The sequence below is a fragment of the Clostridium sp. D33t1_170424_F3 genome (assembly GCF_015667585.1).
Lineage (GTDB): Bacteria > Bacillota > Clostridia > Oscillospirales > Acutalibacteraceae > Anaeromassilibacillus.
The window spans coordinates 65,545-83,307 of the sequence record NZ_JADPEG010000011.1 but is presented as its reverse complement, the minus strand read 5'-3'; the positions used below and the strand labels follow the sequence as shown (position 1 = coordinate 83,307).

Here is a 17,763-nt window from a genome sequence, read left to right as displayed (position 1 = left end):
GAGAGGGCCTGCGTGCCTCTCTGCGGCGTTTTTTGAGCTCGCCAGTGTAAATCTATATCCGGCTATTCAATGCCAGCTTTGGCCTTGTTTTGGGCGTCGAGCTCCGCCTCCCACGCGCCGTCGTCGTCTGCGATTGCCTGCGCTTGCAGCTTGCGGCGCTCATCGAGGGAGAGGCCGAGCACGCGCTCGGAGACAATTCCCCGGTGTATGCAATGGCAGTTGACGCTCTCGCTGGCCGGGAGGCTGCTATCCCTCGGAAACATCGGGTGGTATGTGCTGCCGTCTGCGCCTTGCAGCTCGAACGTCTCGTTTTTTGGGACCACAGTGCCGCTCAATGCGACGTGTCCGGGGCGTGGGTCGTTTTTGTGTGAGCCGGTGTGAACCCACTCTTTGCTCTCCACAGCCGGGCTCTGAACGAGCGCCTCCTCGCGGGCATAAGAATGAGCGCGCAGCACCTCCGTAATGGAGACGCGGCGCGCCCGGTAGTATTCGTCTCGTATTCCACTGTCCATGATGGCCTGTGTGAACTCCTGAATGCTTTGTCCGTCCTCGAGCCCCTTTTTCAGTATGGTGTCAATCTCGGTGTGAGATGTTAGTTTCATCAGGTTCGCCAGCTCGCGGCTCCAATCGTCTATCCACGCCGTTGTGCGCTTGGTAATCTGCTCCACGATGAGGTCCGGCTCCGTAGCGGCGAGATACTGTGATACGAGGTCCGGCATATAGGCGGTAAACTCCTCCGCAAAGACGAGGTATAGCTTCTCCGCGAGCTCGTCGTCGAGCTGGACGCCCGGCCAAACCTCCGCTGCAAACGCCTCGAGGTCGAGTGCGCCGTCCGCTTTGTCGAGGATAAAGTCGGTTTCGTCCTTGAGCGCCTCTGTGACGCGCTCCTCAAGCCGTGAAGCCTCTGAAACAGCGCCGGAGGGGTCTGTGTATCCCGCCTCGTCGAGAACCTCCTCGAGGCCGTCGTCGGCTTTCTGAACGTATGCGTCAATAGCCTTTATCAGCTTTTCGCAATCGAACATTACGCTTTCCCTCCCTCCCGCATTTGGAGAAGCAGGGAGCGAACCTCTTTCATCACAGCTACGACGGCGGTGCTGTCGTCCGCTGCGGCCTTTTTAATCTGCGCCTCAAGCTGCGCGCCAATATCGGGAAAGCCGGGAGCGGTCTGCTGTGTCTTGGAATAGGCGAGCGGAACGTCGCCCCATTCGCCATCATACGGCTCCGCGCTGTCTCCCATAACCTCGTAGGTAATTTCTTTGGCCTTATTCGGTGTGAGGCCGCCTGCGCGCTCGGTGATGTTCAAGAGCTTTGCGAGGTCGTCCGGGTTGGTGATGTCCGGCTCGAGGAAATACGCCTCTACGTACTTGAACTGATAACCGTTAAGGAGCTTGTTGTTGATGGCCCACGAAAGGCTCCGGCGCTCTGGCTGGAATACCTGCTTTTCGGTGACTTCCATTGCCGTCTGCGCCGTGGCGCGGTTGAAGTCTGTCGTATACCCAACATAAAGGTCGGGCAGTTGAAACGCCGATTGTACACGCCTCCGGTTGTTGTCGAGATACTCTTGGAAAAGCTCGTCTTTCTGTAAGATAGAGGCGAGGTCGTGGATTTCGATTTCCGGCTGCTTATCGTCGGTAAAGTCGGTGCGGTTATCGGCATTTTCCGCCTCAAGTATCATAAATGCGTGCTGCCCGGCCTCGCCTTTAATGCCGTCCATGTACTCTTGCAGCTTGGTAAAGCTCTCCTCGGTAAGGGTGCCACCCTTAATCATGATGAGGAGCGGCGTGTGTCTGCCGTTCTCGAAATAATTGTTGTTTAGGCCCTCGGCCTTGCGGCTGCCGTCTACGCCGAGTATCTGTCCGGCCCAGCGGACCTCTCCATAGACGTCCGTTCCGATGGCGAACTCGAGTATTTCGTTCGCCTGTTGGTCCAGCTCGAGGCCAACGCCAGTCGGGACGTATGCGCCGGTGCTCTTATCCATCACGCGCGGGTCGCCAATCTCCTTGAAATAGACGACCTTTCCACCGACCTCCTGCTTATACTTGCAAAACTTTTTCGACCGTTTCTCAACGCGGCCCTTGAAAAAATATTCGGTGTCAACGTATGGCTCAAGCGGCATTGTCTTTTGGACCGTCGGGGCGTCTTTGATAAACTCAATGCTCGTGACCTCTCCCGCACCGTTGCGGACCACCTCAAGATATGAAATACCATAGGTTTCCCGCGCCTCGATGATGTCCTCAAACACTTCTTTAGTGTCCATATCCATATTGAGGAGGTCTATAATATCCTCCGCCCTCGAAAACTCGGTTTTCATCTCCGGCGTTTCCTCCGGGTAATCCTCCTTGTATCGGACCGCAATGCCAAACCCCGCGATATTGTTCTTGTAGGCCCGTATGCACTGCGGGAGGATAGAGGAGTGCGATACCATAACCTTGAGGCCCGAAAGTGGAACAGGCGGGCTAACCCATTCAGAGGCGCTTTGGCTGGCCTGAACGGATAGCTGTGTCGGCGTCTCGGCCTTTTGCACCGGGGCCGGGCCCCGCGCCTTTACAACGCGGCAAGCGACGCCGGGTAGCTCCTTTTTATCGCTCAATTCTTATCTCTCCTTTCGCTCTTGATTTTGACAGGCAGACAAAGCAGCAATACACAGTCGGCCTCGTCCGGTGAGGGGCGTCCGGCTTTCTTTACTACGTCTTTACTCTCAATTCTGATTTTGCTGTTCTCCGTCATACTGTATTTTCGGGTAGAAAGTTGCGCCACGAGGTCGTTGTCGTCCGGCAGTATGAGCTCTACCGGCTTTTCGCCGCCGTCCTCGTCGTGAGGCATGAGCAGCTTTTTGACGACGCCCATCATATATGTGGTGCTGTCATAGTAATGCATGTGCTTTATGCGAACGCCGAACTTAACAGGGAAAATCTCCAACCACCAAAACCGCTCCGGGTTATTTCGCTTTATTTGGCGCAGCCGGTCGGTGACGCCGCCGCCGAGGCCGCCGTCGTCTATTTTCACCGGTATTTTTCGGGTGAAGCGATAGCGCCTGACGAGCTCCTCGCCGAGCTCGATGATGTCGTCGGCCGTTTTCATAAGGTCCTGCCCGCGCCGCTTCTTGTAGAACGTGACGCGCTCATCGACCTTATAGCCGATTACCGTCTTATCGTCGCCAAACCGGGCAACGTCGCAGCCGATATGAATAATATCCGGTGTTTTCCTCTCCGAAAACTCCGTCATAATCGAGTTTTCGACGAGCGAAAGTGGGATAAATACGTCGTCCTCCGCCTTTGGAAACTCCCCGGCCACGCGCACGCGGAATACGTCGCTGTCCTCGCCGTACATGGTGACGATGGTATTGACGAAATCCTGCGAGACGCGGGGAGAGTTGCGGGCGTCGATGTGAAACGTGGAATAGCTGCCTCTGTTGCGGTGATGGCTGTCGTAAAAGAACCCGGAGAGCTGTGTCGGGTTGCCGCACATGAGTAGCCGCGCGCCCGGCGTCGATAGCGCGCCGAGAACCGGCTCGAAAATGTTGTCCTTTACGCCGCTGGCCTCGTCTATGATATAGAGCACATTGTCCGCGTGAAAGCCTTGCAGGGCGTCCGGCTTGGTAGCCGTCCGAGCGACGGCGAACCATTCCTCCGGGTAGCCCTTGAGGTATAGCTTCTCTTTGGTCCAAACGAACTCGCGCTCGAGCGCCGGGTTATTGCGGAGCCACTTGCTGACCTCGGCCCACAAGATGTCGAATAGCTGGTGCTGTGTCGGCGCGGTGCATGGGATTTTCGGGAACGGGCGCGTAGCCATAAACCATATAACCGTCCAAGCCTCGACGGCGCTCTTTCCGACGCCGTGGCCGGAGCGTATGCTCGTCATAGGGTTATCCGCCACGGATTGCAGGATTTTCGCCTGCTCGGCGTCCGGTCGCGCGCGGATTATGTCCTCGACAAAATGTACGGGGTGTTCTGCGTAATATAAAACTGCCTCCGGGGTCAACACTGGCCGTCCTCCTCCTTTCGCCGTGCATACGCCTCCATGATGGCGTCGGCAAGGGAGCGGGGCCCGCCGCCGTCGCCGGTGCTGTGGCCGTCTCTGTCGAGCTCTGCTTCTGCGAGCCGGTTGGCGCGCTCGAGCTCTGTTGCAGCTTTGATGAACTCCTTAATATCCTTTGGAGACATTTCCTCAAGGTCGAGAGCGGCGAGCGCCTCGAGGGCTTTCTTTTGGAGCTGCATGGCAATATTGATATGGCGGCCGGTCATATCTCGCACGCGCTTCACGGCCGCCGCCTTTGCCTGCTGGGCGAGCTCATTGTCCCATGCGCGGGAACGCTCTACCCAATTCCACTCGCTGCTCCATCGTTTTATGAGTGTTAGGCTTTTAGATAACGCTTGGCTAACCTTTTGTATACTGCGCTCGGCTCCAAAATCTCGGTAGGAGGCAAATGCTTCATAAGCCTTTGCGCTCTCGCCGGGTTGACGTTCCCAAAGGGCGTTTTTGTCTTTATTCGACACTTGCCTCCTCTCCTTTTAGTGTGATGGCTCCGCGCCTACAATCCAGAATAGCGTCTTTTCCGGGTCGAGGGCGCTGCCTCGGAACCACAACATCGTCTTTGCTTCATAGTGCGGGTGGAGCCGTATACCGCCCCAAGAGGCCCGCGCAGGCTTCTCATAGGAAAAGCCGGGCCGGTGAAAAAGGTCGTGATACTGGAACTCCCTGTCTGCTCCGTACTGGCTGATGATGTCGTGGATAAATGCTCGCCGGTCCGGCGCTGTGGCGACGAGGTGGACGTTCTTGACCTTTTTCCCGAACCGGTGGAGCCCTATCAGCACGCCGGAGGAGGTGATACCGCTGCCGCATGTCATAACGAGGTTTTCAATCTCGTCCGGGATATTCTCAACCTGCGCGGAGACGGCCTCCAAAAGAACGTCTCCATGCCCGACGAGGTTTATCCCGTACTGAACGATAAAGCTGTTCTCATGCTCCGCGAGCTCTCTCGCTTTGGCGTGCAATATGGCATGGCGGCCGCTGCGGGCTGCTATACTGATTTTCGCGCCGTACCGCATGGCGAGGCGGGGCATGGGGAGGGCGGATATGTTCTCCGGCCGGGCTCCTCCGTATAAAATACGGCAAGGGAGGCCGTAAGCGCGGGCTGCTGCGGCCGTAATTGGCGCTTGTGGGGAATGTATGCTGCAATAGCTCAAAAGGCCGTCGTAGGCCCCGTTGAGGCTTTCAACCAACATCATGCACTGTCGGAGCTTTCCTCCATTTACCTCTCCGGCTCCAAATGGGGCGTAAAGGTCGTCGCGCTTGATATGCAGGCCGTCCACGACCTGCACCGGCGTCAACCTATTCATCATCTGATAGGCCAAACACCTTTTTATGATATTCAGCCTTTTGTGCGAGCTCCGCCTGCATGAGCCCGTAAAAAGACTGTTTTGCAATCCTGCGCCCGCTCCCGGCGCTCTGATTGAGCGTCTTGAAGCAGCCGCCGGTGCCGACCTGCTTCATGCGCTCTGTGGGTTCGGGGTTCTTGCCATTGAGCAACATGCAGAGGTTGTATTCGTTCGGCTGAAATCCGGGGAGGCCGTCGGTGCCGCAGCACGTCATACTGTCTCCCATCGTCCGTAGCCGGTTCTCTCCGCAGTAGAAAGCGAGCCCGCAGCGGTGCGCCTCCGCTCTGATTGCTTCAAAGTCCCGGCGCAGTACCTTGATGGGGTAGCAATGGTCGCCGCCGACCTTTACCATGCCGGGCTTTCCCTTAAAGAACTTCATGCCCTCAACCACGATACCGTGCGCTCCGGTGGCCGCAATGCGCGGAATGTTATCCAGCACGTCCTTGAAAACCTCCGGCATATAAGGCTGAATGCGAACAATGACGCGCTGCACCTTTCCGGCCAGCGTCTCGACAATCTTGAGCCGCTCCTCGTAGCTCGGGCAGCCGGGCTCGAGTTTGTCGTACTTGCTGCAAACCATGCTCACCTGTACGACGCAGTTGCAGCGGGCGAGTAGCTCCAAATACTCCGGGTCTACCACAAGGCGGCCTTTCGTCGATACCACAAACGGGTATTTCGTCTCGGCCAAAAGCTGCAAGCATTCGTAGGAGGCTCGCGTCTGCTTCTCGCAGGGCTGGAACGGGTCGCTCATGCCGCCCCAATGAATGGGTATAGGCCAGTCGCACCAAGCCGTCTCAATGCCGCGCTTGCCCTCGATGAAGCTCTTGAGCCCCTCGACCGTTTCATCACGGCTTATTTTGCTGATGTCGTGCTTTTTCTGCACAAAGCAGTACCGGCAGCCATGCGAGCAGCCCTTGTATGTGTCGAACCTGACGGGCAGGTTGCATAAAATTACCTGACTTCCACATCTGCACCCCACGTTAAATCTCTCCTTTCACTATCTCGATGATGAACTTCACGAGCTCCTCTTTCCCGTATTCCTTGACGTATGCCTTGAGGTCCGCCTTATCCTGCGCGCTGAACTTGAGAGAGAGGTTGAACGTCTCCTCGAGCCGGGCGAGCTCCTCGTCGATGAATGCGTCGTCGATGAGGTCCTCCAAATCGCTTTGCAGCGCCTCAATCTCCGGGAGTGTGAACCCGGTTTCGGTAGCCCGGCCGCCAAGCTCCGTGAGTAGGGTCGATAGCTTTGCGTCGTCCCATGCGCCGCTGATTTTATTCAATGCCACATTGAGCTCTTTCTCCTTGAGCTCGTCGAGGTCTACCACAGAGACGTCCGCCTCGTCCTCTCCCTGATTTTCGAGCACGGTGAGCTGCTGATGGCCGCCTACGACGTTGTTGGTCCTCCGGTTCCATACGACCGGCTGGACGACGCCGTAATTGCCAATGCTGCGGGCGAGGGCTTCGTACTCCTCGTCGCCCGGCCGGAGCTCCGCGCGCGGGTTATAGGACGCGCGGTTCATGTCGGCTATGCGCTTTCTGATGATTTCCAATTACAGTACCCCCTTGACCTTGTTGATGATGGCCGTCGAGAGCTCCGTCTTTCCGTTCTCATGGCTTGCGACGTAGTAATCCACGGCCTCCCGAACCTCGGCGGGCAGGGTGAACGTCATGGTAAAGTTTTCGCTCTCGTGCTTTCCGGTGTCCGAAAAATCCTCCTCGAGGAGGTCGTCGATATGCCCGTAGTCCACGTTGAGGGCCTCGACCTCCCAGTCCTTGAACCCGGTGTTTTCAAGCCCTCCGGCCGCCTGTATCTCCGCGAGCAGCTCGCCGAGCTTCTCATAGTCCCACCGCCCGTTGATTTTGTTCAGGGCAATGTTGAGGATTTTCTCGTCCTCCTCCGACAGGTCAACAATAACAGTGTCTACTTCCGTCGCGCCTTTGGCCGTGTAGGGCTTGAGCCGCTGGTGTCCTCCGACGAGGCGGCCGAGGCGGACGTTGAAAATGGGCGGGAGAACGAGGCCGAACTCCTCGATAGAGCGGTCGAGGTCCTCGTACTCCGGGTCGCCGGGCTGCAAGTCCTTTCGCGGGTTGTAATCAGCCGGGCAAAGGTCCGAGACTTTCATTCTGATTATTTTCACGTCGCTTTATTCTCCTTTCTGCTCCGTATCGCGTCATTTTCGGGTAAAAAAATACCCGTCTCCGGGTTTCCGGGACGGGTATCTCGTTACAATACGATATTTTACACGATAATGATAACATGGGCCGTTGTGCCCTGTCAATGCCCAAAAAGTGCCCTGACGCTTTCGGCCTATCGCCTCACTCCATCGACGCCGAAAATAAGGGCGGTGAGAACCTCGCAAGCCGTGTCAATATCCTTATACACCGTGCGTTTGTCGATTTTCTCGTCCTCCGCAATCTTGGCCGCTGTGGTCGGTTCTTCGGCAAGGTAAAGGGCGCTGATAACGCGCCAGTGCCTTTTGTAATCCTCCCGCTGTGACTTCATACAATAGACCTCGTAGACGCCGAGCATTTTGTTGAGGTGCTCCATGATGATGTGTGTGCGGGCGGCCGATTTTTTTATGCTTTCCACATAAAGGTCGTTGTCATAGACGTACTGCGTCATAAGCTCGAACACCTCGGCGGCGGTGATGTCCTCCTCGTCCAGTGTCGCGGCGTCGTATATGGCGCTCTCGTAGTGCTCCATCAGCGGCCGATAATTTTGAAGCAGCAGCTTGGTATTTCGCAGCCTGCGGTCGTACCATTCCCGCATGAGCTTTTTCCGCTCTTTCTCGATGGTGTCGATGGCGGATTTTGCCCCGGTCCGGGCTCCGGCCTTTGCTGCGGCCTCGCTGGCCTGCTTGAGCATTCGCTCAAAATACGGCACGGCGGCCGCGAGCGTCGCCTCGGCCGTCTTTTTGATAATCTCCTCTGTGTTCAAATTGCTCCACCTCCTGTTTTTCTCAAATGGGAGGGGAGCGAGGAGCTCCCCTTTCGCATATGCGCGGCTCTCCCTTGAGCCTAACTATTTGCCTGCGGCGGCTGGTAAGGCCCGCGCGAGTAGGCTCTCGTAAAGTTGCTTGTAGATGTCCCGTTCCGCAGACACTTTTATGTACGCCGCGTGCTGTACTTCATCGGGGCATGTACTCGGCTGTACTGGCGCTGGGGTCGGCGCGGGTAACGGCGTATTCGTAGGAGAGGGCTCTTTCTCCGGCTCCGGCGGTTTCTCGGCGGGCGGCTCGATGTCCATGATGGCGAGAGAAACGGAGAGCGCAATATCAATCTGCCGCAACTCGTCGCTCGTGAGCTCGCAAATACGCTCTCCGAGCCGGTCCTTTGAAACGGAGGTTATCTGTTCGCAAAGGGCCGTAGAGAGGCGTCCGGTGCTCCTGATTGTGACATGCGTAGGGAGGTCGTTCTTTGGCTGTGTGGTGAGGTAAACCACCTCGACGGTGCCACTGTAATTGTTGTTCATGTCGTTTGAAACGATGATGGCCGGGCGTCCGGCTCGCTGCTCGCTGCCGGTGGTCTGATATGGCTCAACATAGTAGAGCTCTCCTCTGTAAAAATCACTCATTGTTCGTCGTCCTCCTGTTCTCTTTTCACTGGCGGCTCCGGTAGATACTGCCAGTGCGTTACTTTCCATGTTGAAATCCTGTCTCTCCATTTCCAGCGGTAGGCGACTTTTCCTCGTATTGTCGCGCGCTCGTACTCCATAAACAGAACCGTTGGCCCATTGGCTTCTACAACAACAAGGCAACCGACGCAACCAGTGCCGCCGTATATCCTGTTAACCGGAACTTCCGGTAGCTGCTCCTCAACGCTTATCCAACAATCTGGAAGTAACGCGGTCGCTTCTACGAATTGTTCCTCTCTGGCGTTGTGTATGTCGGACTTCTCTACGACGAATGTATGCCCCTCAAATATATATCCTTTTTGGTATCTAAACATCTTGTATTCCTCGCTTTCTGTCATGCTGCTTGAGGTGGGCGCGGGCCGTGGGCCTGATGGTCCGTGGCGGGGCCGGTCTGCTTAAAAGCAGGGAGCGGGGCGGGCGGGGAAAGCCCTCGCGCGGTTCGCTCTCCCGTTCCGCCTCCTGCATTGCTTTGAGCGCCGCCTGAATGTTGCTGGCCGCCTCGTCGGCTATGAGGCCTGCGGCCCCCATTGCCTCTGCGAGGTGCTGCGCGCCCTCGGCGAGCGCGGCGAGCGTGAATTTTTCGTTATCCTGCATTTCCGCGCCACTTTCCGTCCAACGCCGTAGTTTTCGGGGTGTAAATCCTGTTTTCGGTGTTTTTCTCCGCCTTTCGCACCTCTCCCAAAAGCCTCTCGAGCGCCTTGATGGTCTGCCGGTTGGCCTCGGCCCATTCAACAACCGGTAGTGCCTGCGCCATCAGGTCTTTGGCCGCGCGCCGGGCCTGCCGGACCTCCTTGAGTTTCCGGGCGAGCCGGGCGCTGCCGTGATAATCGTGCTCCTCGAGCTCAATGGAGTGCAAAATATCCTGTGTGGCGTCGCTGGCCTCCTGCTCATTGGCGACGGAAATGCGGTAGAGCTGCTCCGCCTCCCGTATGTAGTCGAGGAACTCCTCAACCCCTTTACTTATCATCAGGCTCCTCCTTTTTCAAAAATACCCGGCTGGACCAAAGCGTGAGCTCCGAAAGGTCAAACGGCTCCCCGCAGCGCGGGCAACAAGGCACCATAGAAAAGTTTTGCGCGCGGTATCGCCTTTCGAGGTCCTTTATGACGACGAGGTGTGGCTTGTAGCTCGCAATCTCCCGGCGCTGTTCAAGGAGCGCCTCAATTTGCCTGCTTATGCGGTCATAGCTCTTTGCTATCCCCATGAGCGCCTCGAATGGGTCTACGATGGCTCCACAATCCACGCAGTATACGAGCCGGTTTTGGTAATCTATCTCATAGTGCGGGTCGTAACATTGACATAGCTTTTTCTTTCCATACTCGACGCGGAGAACGTCTATCCGCTTTACCTTGTCGGGGAGGCTATCCATTCCGAGCCCCTCGTTTCTGCGCCGCCTTTTGGAGAACCGCGCGCCAGCTCTCATGTACCGCGATACCGTGCTCCTCAAGGGTAGCGATAAACCGTTCCAGCAGAATACCGTCGCTGCCGGGCCTAACAAGGCTATTCCAATGTTCCTGCGGCGGGTCTTTCCTGCGGCCGTTCTTAATTTCAAAGACAAGGAACGCCTCAAAGAGGCCGGAGCAAATGAGCTTATCGGGGTAGAGCATTTGCAGGAGGCTCCGCCACTCTCCGTCCTCGACGCTCACAACCTCTTTGGCCGCTATGTTCTTGATAGCCTCCTCCGTGAACTCGTAATAGGTATATCCCCGGCGATTTTCCGCCTCGGTGATGGTACGCTTGTTTTCCTCGCTATAATTCAGTGTTGTCATGTCTGCTGCTCCTCTCTCAAAAAATCGAGTACGCCGTTTATGTACCGCAGGCGATAGGGCGCGACCTCCTCCGGCGTAATGTACTTGTGGCCGTAATGCTGCTTCATGTTCCGCCAGATGTCCCACGGTACGCGGTAGAAAAGGCGGAAGTCAAACGAAACGAGGACGAAACATAGCGCGCCCATTTTCTCGTGCCGGTTGAGCCGCTTCTCCTGTTCGTCGTTGACCGCGCTCTGCAACATGCGGCCGGTTTCCGTGTGCTTGGCCTCAAAGGCGACAGCCCGGCCGCCCGAGAGCGTCCCTTTGAAATCCGGCTGCGCCTTTTTGGCGTAGTGCGCGACGAACTTCCCGCCTCCGAGGTCCTTGATGGGCTGCATGGGCTCCGGCGTCTTTTCTATCTCCGCGAGGTCATGCAGACGATAGTGTTCGCAAGCCGCCTCTATGAGGGCCTCGAATTGGAGCCCGGCCGCGCGGTTGCGGGCTCCTTGCAGTACGTTTCGTGGGTTTTTCGCCGGTCCCATCATCGAATAAAACCGCGTTCCCGCGCGTATGCCTCGATTTTATAGACGGTCCCGCCCTTAATGCCCTTGACCTCTCCGGTGGAGAGCCCCTCGATAAGCTGCTCGAGCCGCGTGTCCTGCTCCGGCGTCTGGCCGTTGGCCGCCCGGAATGCGTTGACGAGCTGGAAATCGGTCATTTTCCGCAGGCGCACGGCCTCGGCGTGCAGCTCGCGCTCATCGGGCGTCATTTTGCTGTTCTTTCTCATTGCGTTCCCTCCATTTTAGTAGCTGACCGTTCTGATAACCGCCTCCGGGACCTGCGGTATCATGCGGCAAAGGTAGTTGTACTGCTCCTCCGGCTCCATGCCCTCGGCGTATTCGAGGACATTCTCGAGGAGCTCCCGCGCCATAGGGTTATCCCCGATGGTGTAATTCTCGTATATCCACTGTGAAAACTGGCTCTCATTCATTAACGGTTCCTCCCTGCGGCTTGCTGTCCGCGAACTCAATGCTCTCCACCTGTATCTCCGTGACCTTGCGGGTCTTGCCGTCGGCGTCGTCGTAATTCCGGGTGCGTACCGCGCCCTCTACAATGATTTTCCGGCCTTTGGTGAGATACTTGGCGACGAACTCGGCGTCTTTTCGCCACGCGACGCATGTGGGGAAATCTGCCTCTTGCCGCTGCGTCGCGTCGTCCTTTTTCTGCCGGTGCTTTGTTGGACGGTCAACGGCGAGGAGAAACGTGCATACCGGTATGTTTTCTGTGGTGTGCTTCAGCTCCGGGTCGGCCGTGAGGCGGCCGGACAATTTTACACTGTTCATAACTCGCACCTCCTGAATTGCTTTTGTTCCTTTCCGGGCTTTTCCGTCCCGTGAATGTTCCGAAACGAGGCTTTTCGTGGTAAAAAAATAGCTCAAACAAGCTCATCGAGCCAGCCCACAATGCAGGCTCCACAAGCCTTGTCGCAATCGTCCTGCTTTCGGTCGTATGCGTGCGGGCAAAACCGGCGCTCATTGGCATTCAGGATAATGGCAATATCTTCCGGTGTGGCGGCCATTTTAAGGGCCTGAAAGCGCGTGAGGCGTAATCCGCCAGCCGATTTAAGGTGAATGCTCATGGTGCAGTAACCCGGCCTGCAATATTCTCCTCGCAAAACAAGAGGGACGTCTGCGCGCAGCCAACGGCCGGTGTATGCCCCGTCGCTCCATTCCCGCAGCATAAGCTCATCTCCGGGCCTGTAAGGAGGGTTGCGGTCGTCGTTGCGGATTTCAAAGCTCTTGAGCCCCTCGAGCACGTTGTTGAAGTGCTCCGGTAATATTTTGCAATCATGTAGCACTTTCGGGCTCCTCCTCTTGCATTTCGCAATTATTTCCGCGCGGCCTGTCGCACCAACCGTCCGAACCCCACATGCAATCCTCGGTGTATTCGCAGTTTTTGCCGCGTTTTGGATATTTAGGGGCGTTTCTTTGCTTCTCTGCTGCCCCTCCGTAATGGTCCCCTCCTGAAAAGTCTCCTATTTTCTTGAGGTTCTCCGGCTTTACCGGGTACCACGGAGAATCGCTGTCGATATAAACCGTGTTATCCGGCAAGAAATCCGGGTCCGGGTTCTGAACGAACCCAACAACAACGTGAGGGCCGAATACTGCGCCGTCCGGGTTGGTGTATTCAACAACGTCTCCTATTTTCAGGCCGTAAGCCTCCTGTATGCCGTTTATTACGGCCGGGTCGGCGGCCGGGTTGTATAGGCTCATACTGTGTCCTCCTCTCTCGCCGGTATGGGTCCGGCGTCCCAATTTTCTCCATAGCGGTCAACGATGGTCAGCATGACGCTTTGATACTGGCTATACCAAAACTTTTCGTTACGTTTGGCCTCCGCAACCTCCCGCTTATATTGCTCAATGAGCGTCGGTCTGCCGCTGGCAATTTGCTTTTGCACCTCACGGCAAAGGGAGCGTATCATGCTGTCCTTGAGGGTATGAATATCGGCTCCGAGCTCCTGCCGTCGCGCTTTCTTCACGCAGGTTTCGCCGGTGTAGACGCCAATGTGGGCCGGTATTTCGTTCTTTACCTCTGCGTAAAGCTCCGGTGGCATGACATAATAGTTGAAATGTCCGATGAATGTGTTGGCCGCCTTGCTGTGGAAGTCCGATTTTGTGACCTTTATCTCGTAGCAGCGGAACTCGCCTTTTGTGTTGTAGGTCATGTAGTCCACGCGCTCGGAACCAAACCAACCTATCGTAACCTCAAAGCAGCCGAAAGTCCCCTGATTGTGTGTCGCTCGCCATATAAGGCGTTCGAGCGCAAGCGTCTGTTCGGTTTTCATGCGCCGCCTCCGTTTCCGAGCTCGAATGCCCGTAGCTTTTTGAAAAGAGCTTTACCCATGAGCGTTGTCTCAACGTGTACGTCCTCGCCGGTTTTCCAAGCAAAAAAGTCCGATTTTGTGGCCGCAAGCATTGGAAAATCGTCCGGGTATATGGCATAGCCTCGCTTTTCCGCCGCATCGCCGGGTTTTTCGTTGATGAAGTACATGGCGTCCCCCTATTCCGGTAGGTCGATGTTGACGATAATGGCCTTAATCCACGGGAGGGAGGCGTATGCGGCCTCCGCCTCGGCGTCTGTCATAGCCTCAAACTCCTCGTAGTTAATAGCCCCGTCCGTTAGGGCATTTTCTATTTCCTCAAAATCATCGTCCTCGCGGAAATGCACTTTTTCCTCTCCAACGAGATAAAATCCGATATAGCTGCTGCCCCAAGAGCCCAGCCAGCGGTTATAGCCGTCGTCCGCAACGATTTCACTGTCCACCATCGGGACGATAGGCAGCTCCGGGTTTTCCTGAACGAGCTTTAGCAACTCTGCGGTGTTTTTTTCCATCTGTTTTCTCCTCCGTTTATAGGTGTTGCCTCGAAAGTGTCCGGCGTGGAGCTGTCGTCCCAATATTCATTGAGAATATCATAGGCGGCCTCTATGGCGGCCTGCGGGCTCCCAGCTTCTACCGTAACCGTGCTTGTCGATATGCGTCTAACTGTGTATTCCATCTGCTACGCCTCCATTCCAGCGGTGAGCCGCGTTCCGGGCTTGAACTCCCTGCCGTCTCGTTCGCCCTCCATTGCATACTGCATTTTGTCAAGGCTTGCGAGGTCAAAGTCTTTGAGCTTGCTCGCTTTTCCGAGGGCGTCCCATTCCTCTTGGACCTCTTTCGGGGTGACGAGGACGAGGCCCCATTCCTGATGTTGCTCTTTCTGGCGCTCAAACGCGCTGCTGACACCGCTGTTAAATCCCACGGCGTAGGCGTCCACGAGCTTTTCAATGTACTGCGGCGTATATACGTCTTTGTGCCTGCGCCGGATTTCCGCCGCTTTGCTCTCGACACAATCGACCGCATACTTGAAAATCCTCTCGCAGATGTCAAAGTCGTCCTCGAGCCCGATAAAACCAATGCGGTACGTCCTCGCTCGGTATTTGTGCCTGCGGTACGCCTTGCAACAATACGCCTCCGCGATTGTGGCGGAAAGAGGCGTTTTCCATGCGCCTTTCTGTTTGGTGCAGGTAACGTCGATTTCTCTGTTTATGAGCTTTTTATTCTTGGCCGGTTCGATGTCCTCCGGCCGGAGCTTGTGCTCTGCCATAAGCTGCCGGGCCTTGAGGAGCGCCGCCTTTGCTTCATGCTCTGACGGGCTCTCTGCAAGGGCGAGGAGCTTTCTGATTTTGTCCTTGTAATCTTTTGTCTCCATTCAGTAACTCCAATCTGGCGTTAGGTCGCCGTAGCCCGCATTTATGTGTGCGTCGAGGACCTCTATCGCCTCCGGGTCAGGTATGTACCGAGAGCGGTCTGAAATGAGCTCCCGTAGCTGCCGGATTGTAAGCGTAGGGTGGTCTTGGTGCATAATGGCGAGGAAATCACTGGCGTATCTCGTGGAGCCTACAATCCTCTTTTTGCGGCCGGGGACGTAGTATTCGACGTCCTTGTGATTTTTCGGATATTTAGGCATTGGTCCGCGCCTCCCTCTTGAGCTCCGGCGGGAACTCCTGAATGAGGGGCTCGCCCCATACCGGCGCAAGGTTGCCTTTCATAAAGACCGGAACGCTGCGCTCTCGGCACTGTGCAACGATGTCCTCAACCCATGCGCGCTGCGGCCGGTGCTTCTCGCTGCCGGGTCCCGTCATGGCTCCGACGATTAACCAGTCCACGCCTTTGAGCGCGGTGGCGCTGTCTCCCATCGGGCAGAGGAGCGGTTCTATGCTCAAGAATGTCTTGTGATGGTCCGAATAGAAATAATCCTGCTCCGGCGCGGTGACGGTTGTGCCGTACCAAAAGTTACTCTCTCGCGGCAGGAGCGCCATTCTGTCGAGGTCAATGTAGCGGCCGGGGTTCTTGGTGAGGAACATGTAATTATGCTGGTCTGCCTCCTCGCAAGCGTCAATGACGTCTCTAATCCACGCCGTAGGGACCCAAGCTCCGAAAAGGTCCGTCATGCTGCCGACGAAAATGTTCCGTGTCCGCTGCTTGCGCGCGGGCTCTCCGAGGCGGTAGCGGTGGAGCGTCGGCTCAAACCCGAACGGGTAGGGCGAGTTTATGGTCTTTCCGTTGGCGCGTGTTATGGTGAGCGGCCGCGTAAGCTCCGCTCGCGGTAAGGGGTTGAATGTGGAAACACCTCCGCCGCTGTCATATCCGCCGAACCGCTCGGCAATGCGCCGGGCGTAACAGTATTCGCAGCCGTGGCGGCAACCGGTGACGGGGTTCCAGCTCATGTCAGCCCAATCTATCTTTGTTTTATCCATGTTCATGCCTCCATTTTCATTTGGCCGGTGCGCTCGGTAAAGTCGCAGCATACAATTTCACAAACCGGGGCGACGCCATGCCACTCGTTTTTATGTACCGCCGTGTCAATTCCCGCGTTGAACTCGAGTTTTATACCGGTTTTCTCCTCGAACGTCCGGCCTTTCCCGGCTTCGAGCCAGCGGTGGTCGCTGGTGCCGCTGTAAACAAACGGCGCGCTCATTTGAGGAATAATGAATGCGCCCTCGTCCGCAATTCTGGCCGCCGCCTCAATAACCATGTGCTCGAATGCGCTGCTGATGTAGGCTCCTCGGTGTGGCGTCGGCGTGTTTCCGAACGGTGGATTTGACATTGCGAAATCGAACCTACCGAGGCTCTTTGTGAACTCCGGGTCGAGGGCGTCTCCGCATATCCACGTCGCCTGCGGCAGGAGCTTCTTTCCGACCTCAACATAGTCCGGGTTTATCTCGACGCAGGTTATGTCGGCGTAGCTGCGGCTCCAACTATTTCCCTCGAGAGAAGCGGCGTAGCTCAAAATGCCAATACCGGCACAAAGGTCGATTATCCTGATGGTGTGTTCGTACCTGTAAGGGATTTGGAGCACAAAATCGTTCGCCAGTCCGAACGGGGTAAAGAACGCTCCGGCTTTGCTGTTTATGTGCTCGGCGTCCTCCCGGTAATTCTCGAACACAAACAACTTTTCCTCATGGGTGAGGCAACCGCGCTCGAGTAACCGGAGAGCCTGCTCATGCGCCCGTATTTGCGGTTTTGTCAGCTTACTCATTCTCAACGCTCCTCTCTACGATGGGCTGCGCTTGTTTTTTCAACTTCTCGACGAGCTCGCTGTCGAAAATCCGGTACATGAACGCGGCGGAGACTTCGTTCAGATTGCCGTGGAAGTCAACAAACCCGCCGCCGTAGATGGCGTCGTGGCAATCCGCGAAAAGGTCCTCCGGCTCCGTAAACGTGTGACCGCGCCGCTCGATTTCCTTGAGCAATTTTTCCGGGTCCGGGTCCGGGCCGTAGAACATGCAGTACCGGCCGTCGTTCTCGGCAAGCATTTGCTTGGCTGCCTCGAGGCGGCCGTTCGCCTGCCGCGCGTAAAAGCTGTCTCCATCAATGCTGGCGACACGGTTGATAACGAAATACTCCACGCCGTCCCTTACCATGAAAACCGGGGCGTAGGTTTCTCCGATGAATGGGTCTGTATCTGTGAAAGGCTCTTTCTCTATAAACTCAACCATTCCGCAACGCCTCCTCGAGTTTTGCTACGATGTTGAGCTCCCGCTGCGGCATGGGGAAAATCCCAACAGAGCGGTCCTCCTCGGCCCATTCCTGCCGAACGTCGTGCAGCGCGTCGGCGAGCTCCTCTCGCTCCGGCTGCGTCATTCCCTCCGGGAGCTCAACTACGAGGGTCTGCGGCTGTTTGAGAGCCGCGAGGTCTAAAAGGGTGTGGGCTACGCTGGCGAGTTTAATCCCGAGCGGCGAATATGGCGTGACTTTGTTCCGCCGCTCGTTCAGAATGGCGGCCGCGAACTCGAGGTCGCTCATGCTATTGAGCTGCTTGATGGTCCATCTGTCCATTTTTTCCTCCTTTTTCTGATAGCTGCCCGCACCGGGCGGGAGTATTGAGGCATGGGTTCTTGCAGCTTTGCCTTTGGCCGCAGTAAAAGCAACAGTAACTCCCGCGCCGCCGGTCGCAGTTG

General features: G+C 56.4%; 30 protein-coding genes. All 30 read right to left on the bottom strand.

What is annotated here, in order from left to right:
* Window positions 1-62 precede the first annotated feature (62 nt).
* The 30 genes from I4V53_RS09025 to I4V53_RS08880 all read right to left on the bottom strand — a co-directional run bounded on the left by I4V53_RS09025 (window position 63) and on the right by I4V53_RS08880 (window position 17,641).
* Complete coding sequence (locus tag I4V53_RS09025; protein WP_195985368.1) at window positions 63-1,022, bottom strand: phage minor head protein; 960 nt, start codon at window positions 1,020-1,022, stop codon at window positions 63-65.
* On the bottom strand, window positions 1,022-2,590 hold the full coding sequence (locus tag I4V53_RS09020) for a phage portal protein (protein ID WP_195985367.1): 1,569 nt from the start codon (window positions 2,588-2,590) through the stop codon (window positions 1,022-1,024). Before I4V53_RS09020 ends, I4V53_RS09025 begins: the two co-directional genes overlap by 1 nt.
* The gene (locus I4V53_RS09015; protein ID WP_286167092.1) at window positions 2,587-3,861 is read right to left on the bottom strand and encodes a terminase B; all 1,275 of its coding nucleotides are present in this window, start codon (window positions 3,859-3,861) and stop codon (window positions 2,587-2,589) included. Before I4V53_RS09015 ends, I4V53_RS09020 begins: the two co-directional genes overlap by 4 nt.
* Window positions 3,862-3,977: 116 nt before the next feature.
* Window positions 3,978-4,496 carry a hypothetical protein gene (locus tag I4V53_RS09010; RefSeq protein WP_195985365.1) on the bottom strand — a complete coding sequence of 173 codons (519 nt, stop codon included), beginning with the start codon at window positions 4,494-4,496 and terminating at the stop codon, window positions 3,978-3,980.
* A gap of 15 nt (window positions 4,497-4,511) precedes the next feature.
* Window positions 4,512-5,342 (bottom strand): pyridoxal-phosphate dependent enzyme, encoded by an 831-nt coding sequence (locus I4V53_RS09005; protein ID WP_195985364.1) that lies wholly within the window; start codon window positions 5,340-5,342, stop codon window positions 4,512-4,514.
* Entirely contained in the window at window positions 5,332-6,357 is a 1,026-nt protein-coding gene (locus I4V53_RS09000; RefSeq protein WP_195985363.1) for a radical SAM family protein, read from the bottom strand. The genes I4V53_RS09005 and I4V53_RS09000 overlap by 11 nt, the downstream gene beginning before the upstream one ends.
* A 1-nt stretch (window position 6,358) precedes the next feature.
* A complete protein-coding gene (locus I4V53_RS08995; RefSeq protein WP_195985362.1) occupies window positions 6,359-6,928 on the bottom strand; it encodes a ParB N-terminal domain-containing protein in 570 nt (189 codons plus the stop codon).
* Window positions 6,929-7,516 carry a ParB N-terminal domain-containing protein gene (locus tag I4V53_RS08990; protein WP_195985361.1) on the bottom strand — a complete coding sequence of 196 codons (588 nt, stop codon included), beginning with the start codon at window positions 7,514-7,516 and terminating at the stop codon, window positions 6,929-6,931.
* A 170-nt stretch (window positions 7,517-7,686) separates the two neighbouring features.
* On the bottom strand, window positions 7,687-8,316 hold the full coding sequence (locus I4V53_RS08985) for a hypothetical protein (RefSeq protein ID WP_195985360.1): 630 nt from the start codon (window positions 8,314-8,316) through the stop codon (window positions 7,687-7,689).
* An 84-nt stretch (window positions 8,317-8,400) separates the two neighbouring features.
* Window positions 8,401-8,952 carry a type II toxin-antitoxin system PemK/MazF family toxin gene (locus I4V53_RS08980; protein WP_195985359.1) on the bottom strand — a complete coding sequence of 184 codons (552 nt, stop codon included), beginning with the start codon at window positions 8,950-8,952 and terminating at the stop codon, window positions 8,401-8,403.
* The gene (locus tag I4V53_RS08975) at window positions 8,949-9,326 is read right to left on the bottom strand and encodes a DUF551 domain-containing protein (RefSeq protein WP_195985358.1); all 378 of its coding nucleotides are present in this window, start codon (window positions 9,324-9,326) and stop codon (window positions 8,949-8,951) included. The genes I4V53_RS08980 and I4V53_RS08975 overlap by 4 nt, the downstream gene beginning before the upstream one ends.
* Complete coding sequence (locus I4V53_RS08970) at window positions 9,319-9,606, bottom strand: hypothetical protein (protein ID WP_195985357.1); 288 nt, start codon at window positions 9,604-9,606, stop codon at window positions 9,319-9,321. The genes I4V53_RS08975 and I4V53_RS08970 overlap by 8 nt, the downstream gene beginning before the upstream one ends.
* Window positions 9,596-9,979, bottom strand: a complete 384-nt coding sequence (locus I4V53_RS08965; protein WP_195985356.1) for a hypothetical protein — start codon at window positions 9,977-9,979, stop codon at window positions 9,596-9,598. Before I4V53_RS08965 ends, I4V53_RS08970 begins: the two co-directional genes overlap by 11 nt.
* A complete protein-coding gene (locus I4V53_RS08960) occupies window positions 9,969-10,379 on the bottom strand; it encodes a hypothetical protein (RefSeq protein ID WP_195985355.1) in 411 nt (136 codons plus the stop codon). The genes I4V53_RS08965 and I4V53_RS08960 overlap by 11 nt, the downstream gene beginning before the upstream one ends.
* A complete protein-coding gene (locus I4V53_RS08955; RefSeq protein WP_195985354.1) occupies window positions 10,372-10,779 on the bottom strand; it encodes a hypothetical protein in 408 nt (135 codons plus the stop codon). The genes I4V53_RS08960 and I4V53_RS08955 overlap by 8 nt, the downstream gene beginning before the upstream one ends.
* On the bottom strand, window positions 10,776-11,303 hold the full coding sequence (locus I4V53_RS08950; protein ID WP_195985353.1) for a Holliday junction resolvase RecU: 528 nt from the start codon (window positions 11,301-11,303) through the stop codon (window positions 10,776-10,778). The genes I4V53_RS08955 and I4V53_RS08950 overlap by 4 nt, the downstream gene beginning before the upstream one ends.
* Window positions 11,300-11,545 (bottom strand): hypothetical protein, encoded by a 246-nt coding sequence (locus tag I4V53_RS08945; RefSeq protein ID WP_195985352.1) that lies wholly within the window; start codon window positions 11,543-11,545, stop codon window positions 11,300-11,302. The genes I4V53_RS08950 and I4V53_RS08945 overlap by 4 nt, the downstream gene beginning before the upstream one ends.
* 15 nt (window positions 11,546-11,560) lie before the next feature.
* The gene (locus I4V53_RS08940) at window positions 11,561-11,749 is read right to left on the bottom strand and encodes a hypothetical protein (protein ID WP_195985351.1); all 189 of its coding nucleotides are present in this window, start codon (window positions 11,747-11,749) and stop codon (window positions 11,561-11,563) included.
* On the bottom strand, window positions 11,742-12,101 hold the full coding sequence (locus tag I4V53_RS08935) for a single-stranded DNA-binding protein (protein WP_195985350.1): 360 nt from the start codon (window positions 12,099-12,101) through the stop codon (window positions 11,742-11,744). The genes I4V53_RS08940 and I4V53_RS08935 overlap by 8 nt, the downstream gene beginning before the upstream one ends.
* Window positions 12,102-12,193: 92 nt before the next feature.
* Window positions 12,194-12,616, bottom strand: a complete 423-nt coding sequence (locus tag I4V53_RS08930; protein ID WP_195985349.1) for a DUF3850 domain-containing protein — start codon at window positions 12,614-12,616, stop codon at window positions 12,194-12,196.
* Window positions 12,606-13,031, bottom strand: coding sequence for a hypothetical protein (locus I4V53_RS08925; RefSeq protein WP_195985348.1), 426 nt, complete (start codon window positions 13,029-13,031; stop codon window positions 12,606-12,608). The genes I4V53_RS08930 and I4V53_RS08925 overlap by 11 nt, the downstream gene beginning before the upstream one ends.
* A complete protein-coding gene (locus I4V53_RS08920; RefSeq protein WP_195985347.1) occupies window positions 13,028-13,603 on the bottom strand; it encodes a hypothetical protein in 576 nt (191 codons plus the stop codon). The genes I4V53_RS08925 and I4V53_RS08920 overlap by 4 nt, the downstream gene beginning before the upstream one ends.
* Entirely contained in the window at window positions 13,600-13,809 is a 210-nt protein-coding gene (locus I4V53_RS08915; protein ID WP_195985346.1) for a hypothetical protein, read from the bottom strand. Before I4V53_RS08915 ends, I4V53_RS08920 begins: the two co-directional genes overlap by 4 nt.
* A 9-nt stretch (window positions 13,810-13,818) precedes the next feature.
* Window positions 13,819-14,151, bottom strand: coding sequence for a hypothetical protein (locus I4V53_RS08910; protein WP_195985345.1), 333 nt, complete (start codon window positions 14,149-14,151; stop codon window positions 13,819-13,821).
* A gap of 167 nt (window positions 14,152-14,318) precedes the next feature.
* A complete protein-coding gene (locus I4V53_RS08905) occupies window positions 14,319-15,011 on the bottom strand; it encodes a DUF2786 domain-containing protein (RefSeq protein ID WP_195985344.1) in 693 nt (230 codons plus the stop codon).
* On the bottom strand, window positions 15,012-15,269 hold the full coding sequence (locus I4V53_RS08900) for a hypothetical protein (protein WP_195985343.1): 258 nt from the start codon (window positions 15,267-15,269) through the stop codon (window positions 15,012-15,014).
* On the bottom strand, window positions 15,262-16,059 hold the full coding sequence (locus I4V53_RS08895; RefSeq protein ID WP_195985342.1) for a DUF5131 family protein: 798 nt from the start codon (window positions 16,057-16,059) through the stop codon (window positions 15,262-15,264). The genes I4V53_RS08900 and I4V53_RS08895 overlap by 8 nt, the downstream gene beginning before the upstream one ends.
* A 2-nt stretch (window positions 16,060-16,061) precedes the next feature.
* Entirely contained in the window at window positions 16,062-16,841 is a 780-nt protein-coding gene (locus tag I4V53_RS08890; protein ID WP_195985341.1) for a methyltransferase, read from the bottom strand.
* Complete coding sequence (locus I4V53_RS08885; RefSeq protein WP_195985340.1) at window positions 16,834-17,301, bottom strand: hypothetical protein; 468 nt, start codon at window positions 17,299-17,301, stop codon at window positions 16,834-16,836. The genes I4V53_RS08890 and I4V53_RS08885 overlap by 8 nt, the downstream gene beginning before the upstream one ends.
* On the bottom strand, window positions 17,294-17,641 hold the full coding sequence (locus I4V53_RS08880) for a hypothetical protein (protein WP_195985339.1): 348 nt from the start codon (window positions 17,639-17,641) through the stop codon (window positions 17,294-17,296). The genes I4V53_RS08885 and I4V53_RS08880 overlap by 8 nt, the downstream gene beginning before the upstream one ends.
* Between the last annotated feature and the right edge of the window lie 122 nt (window positions 17,642-17,763).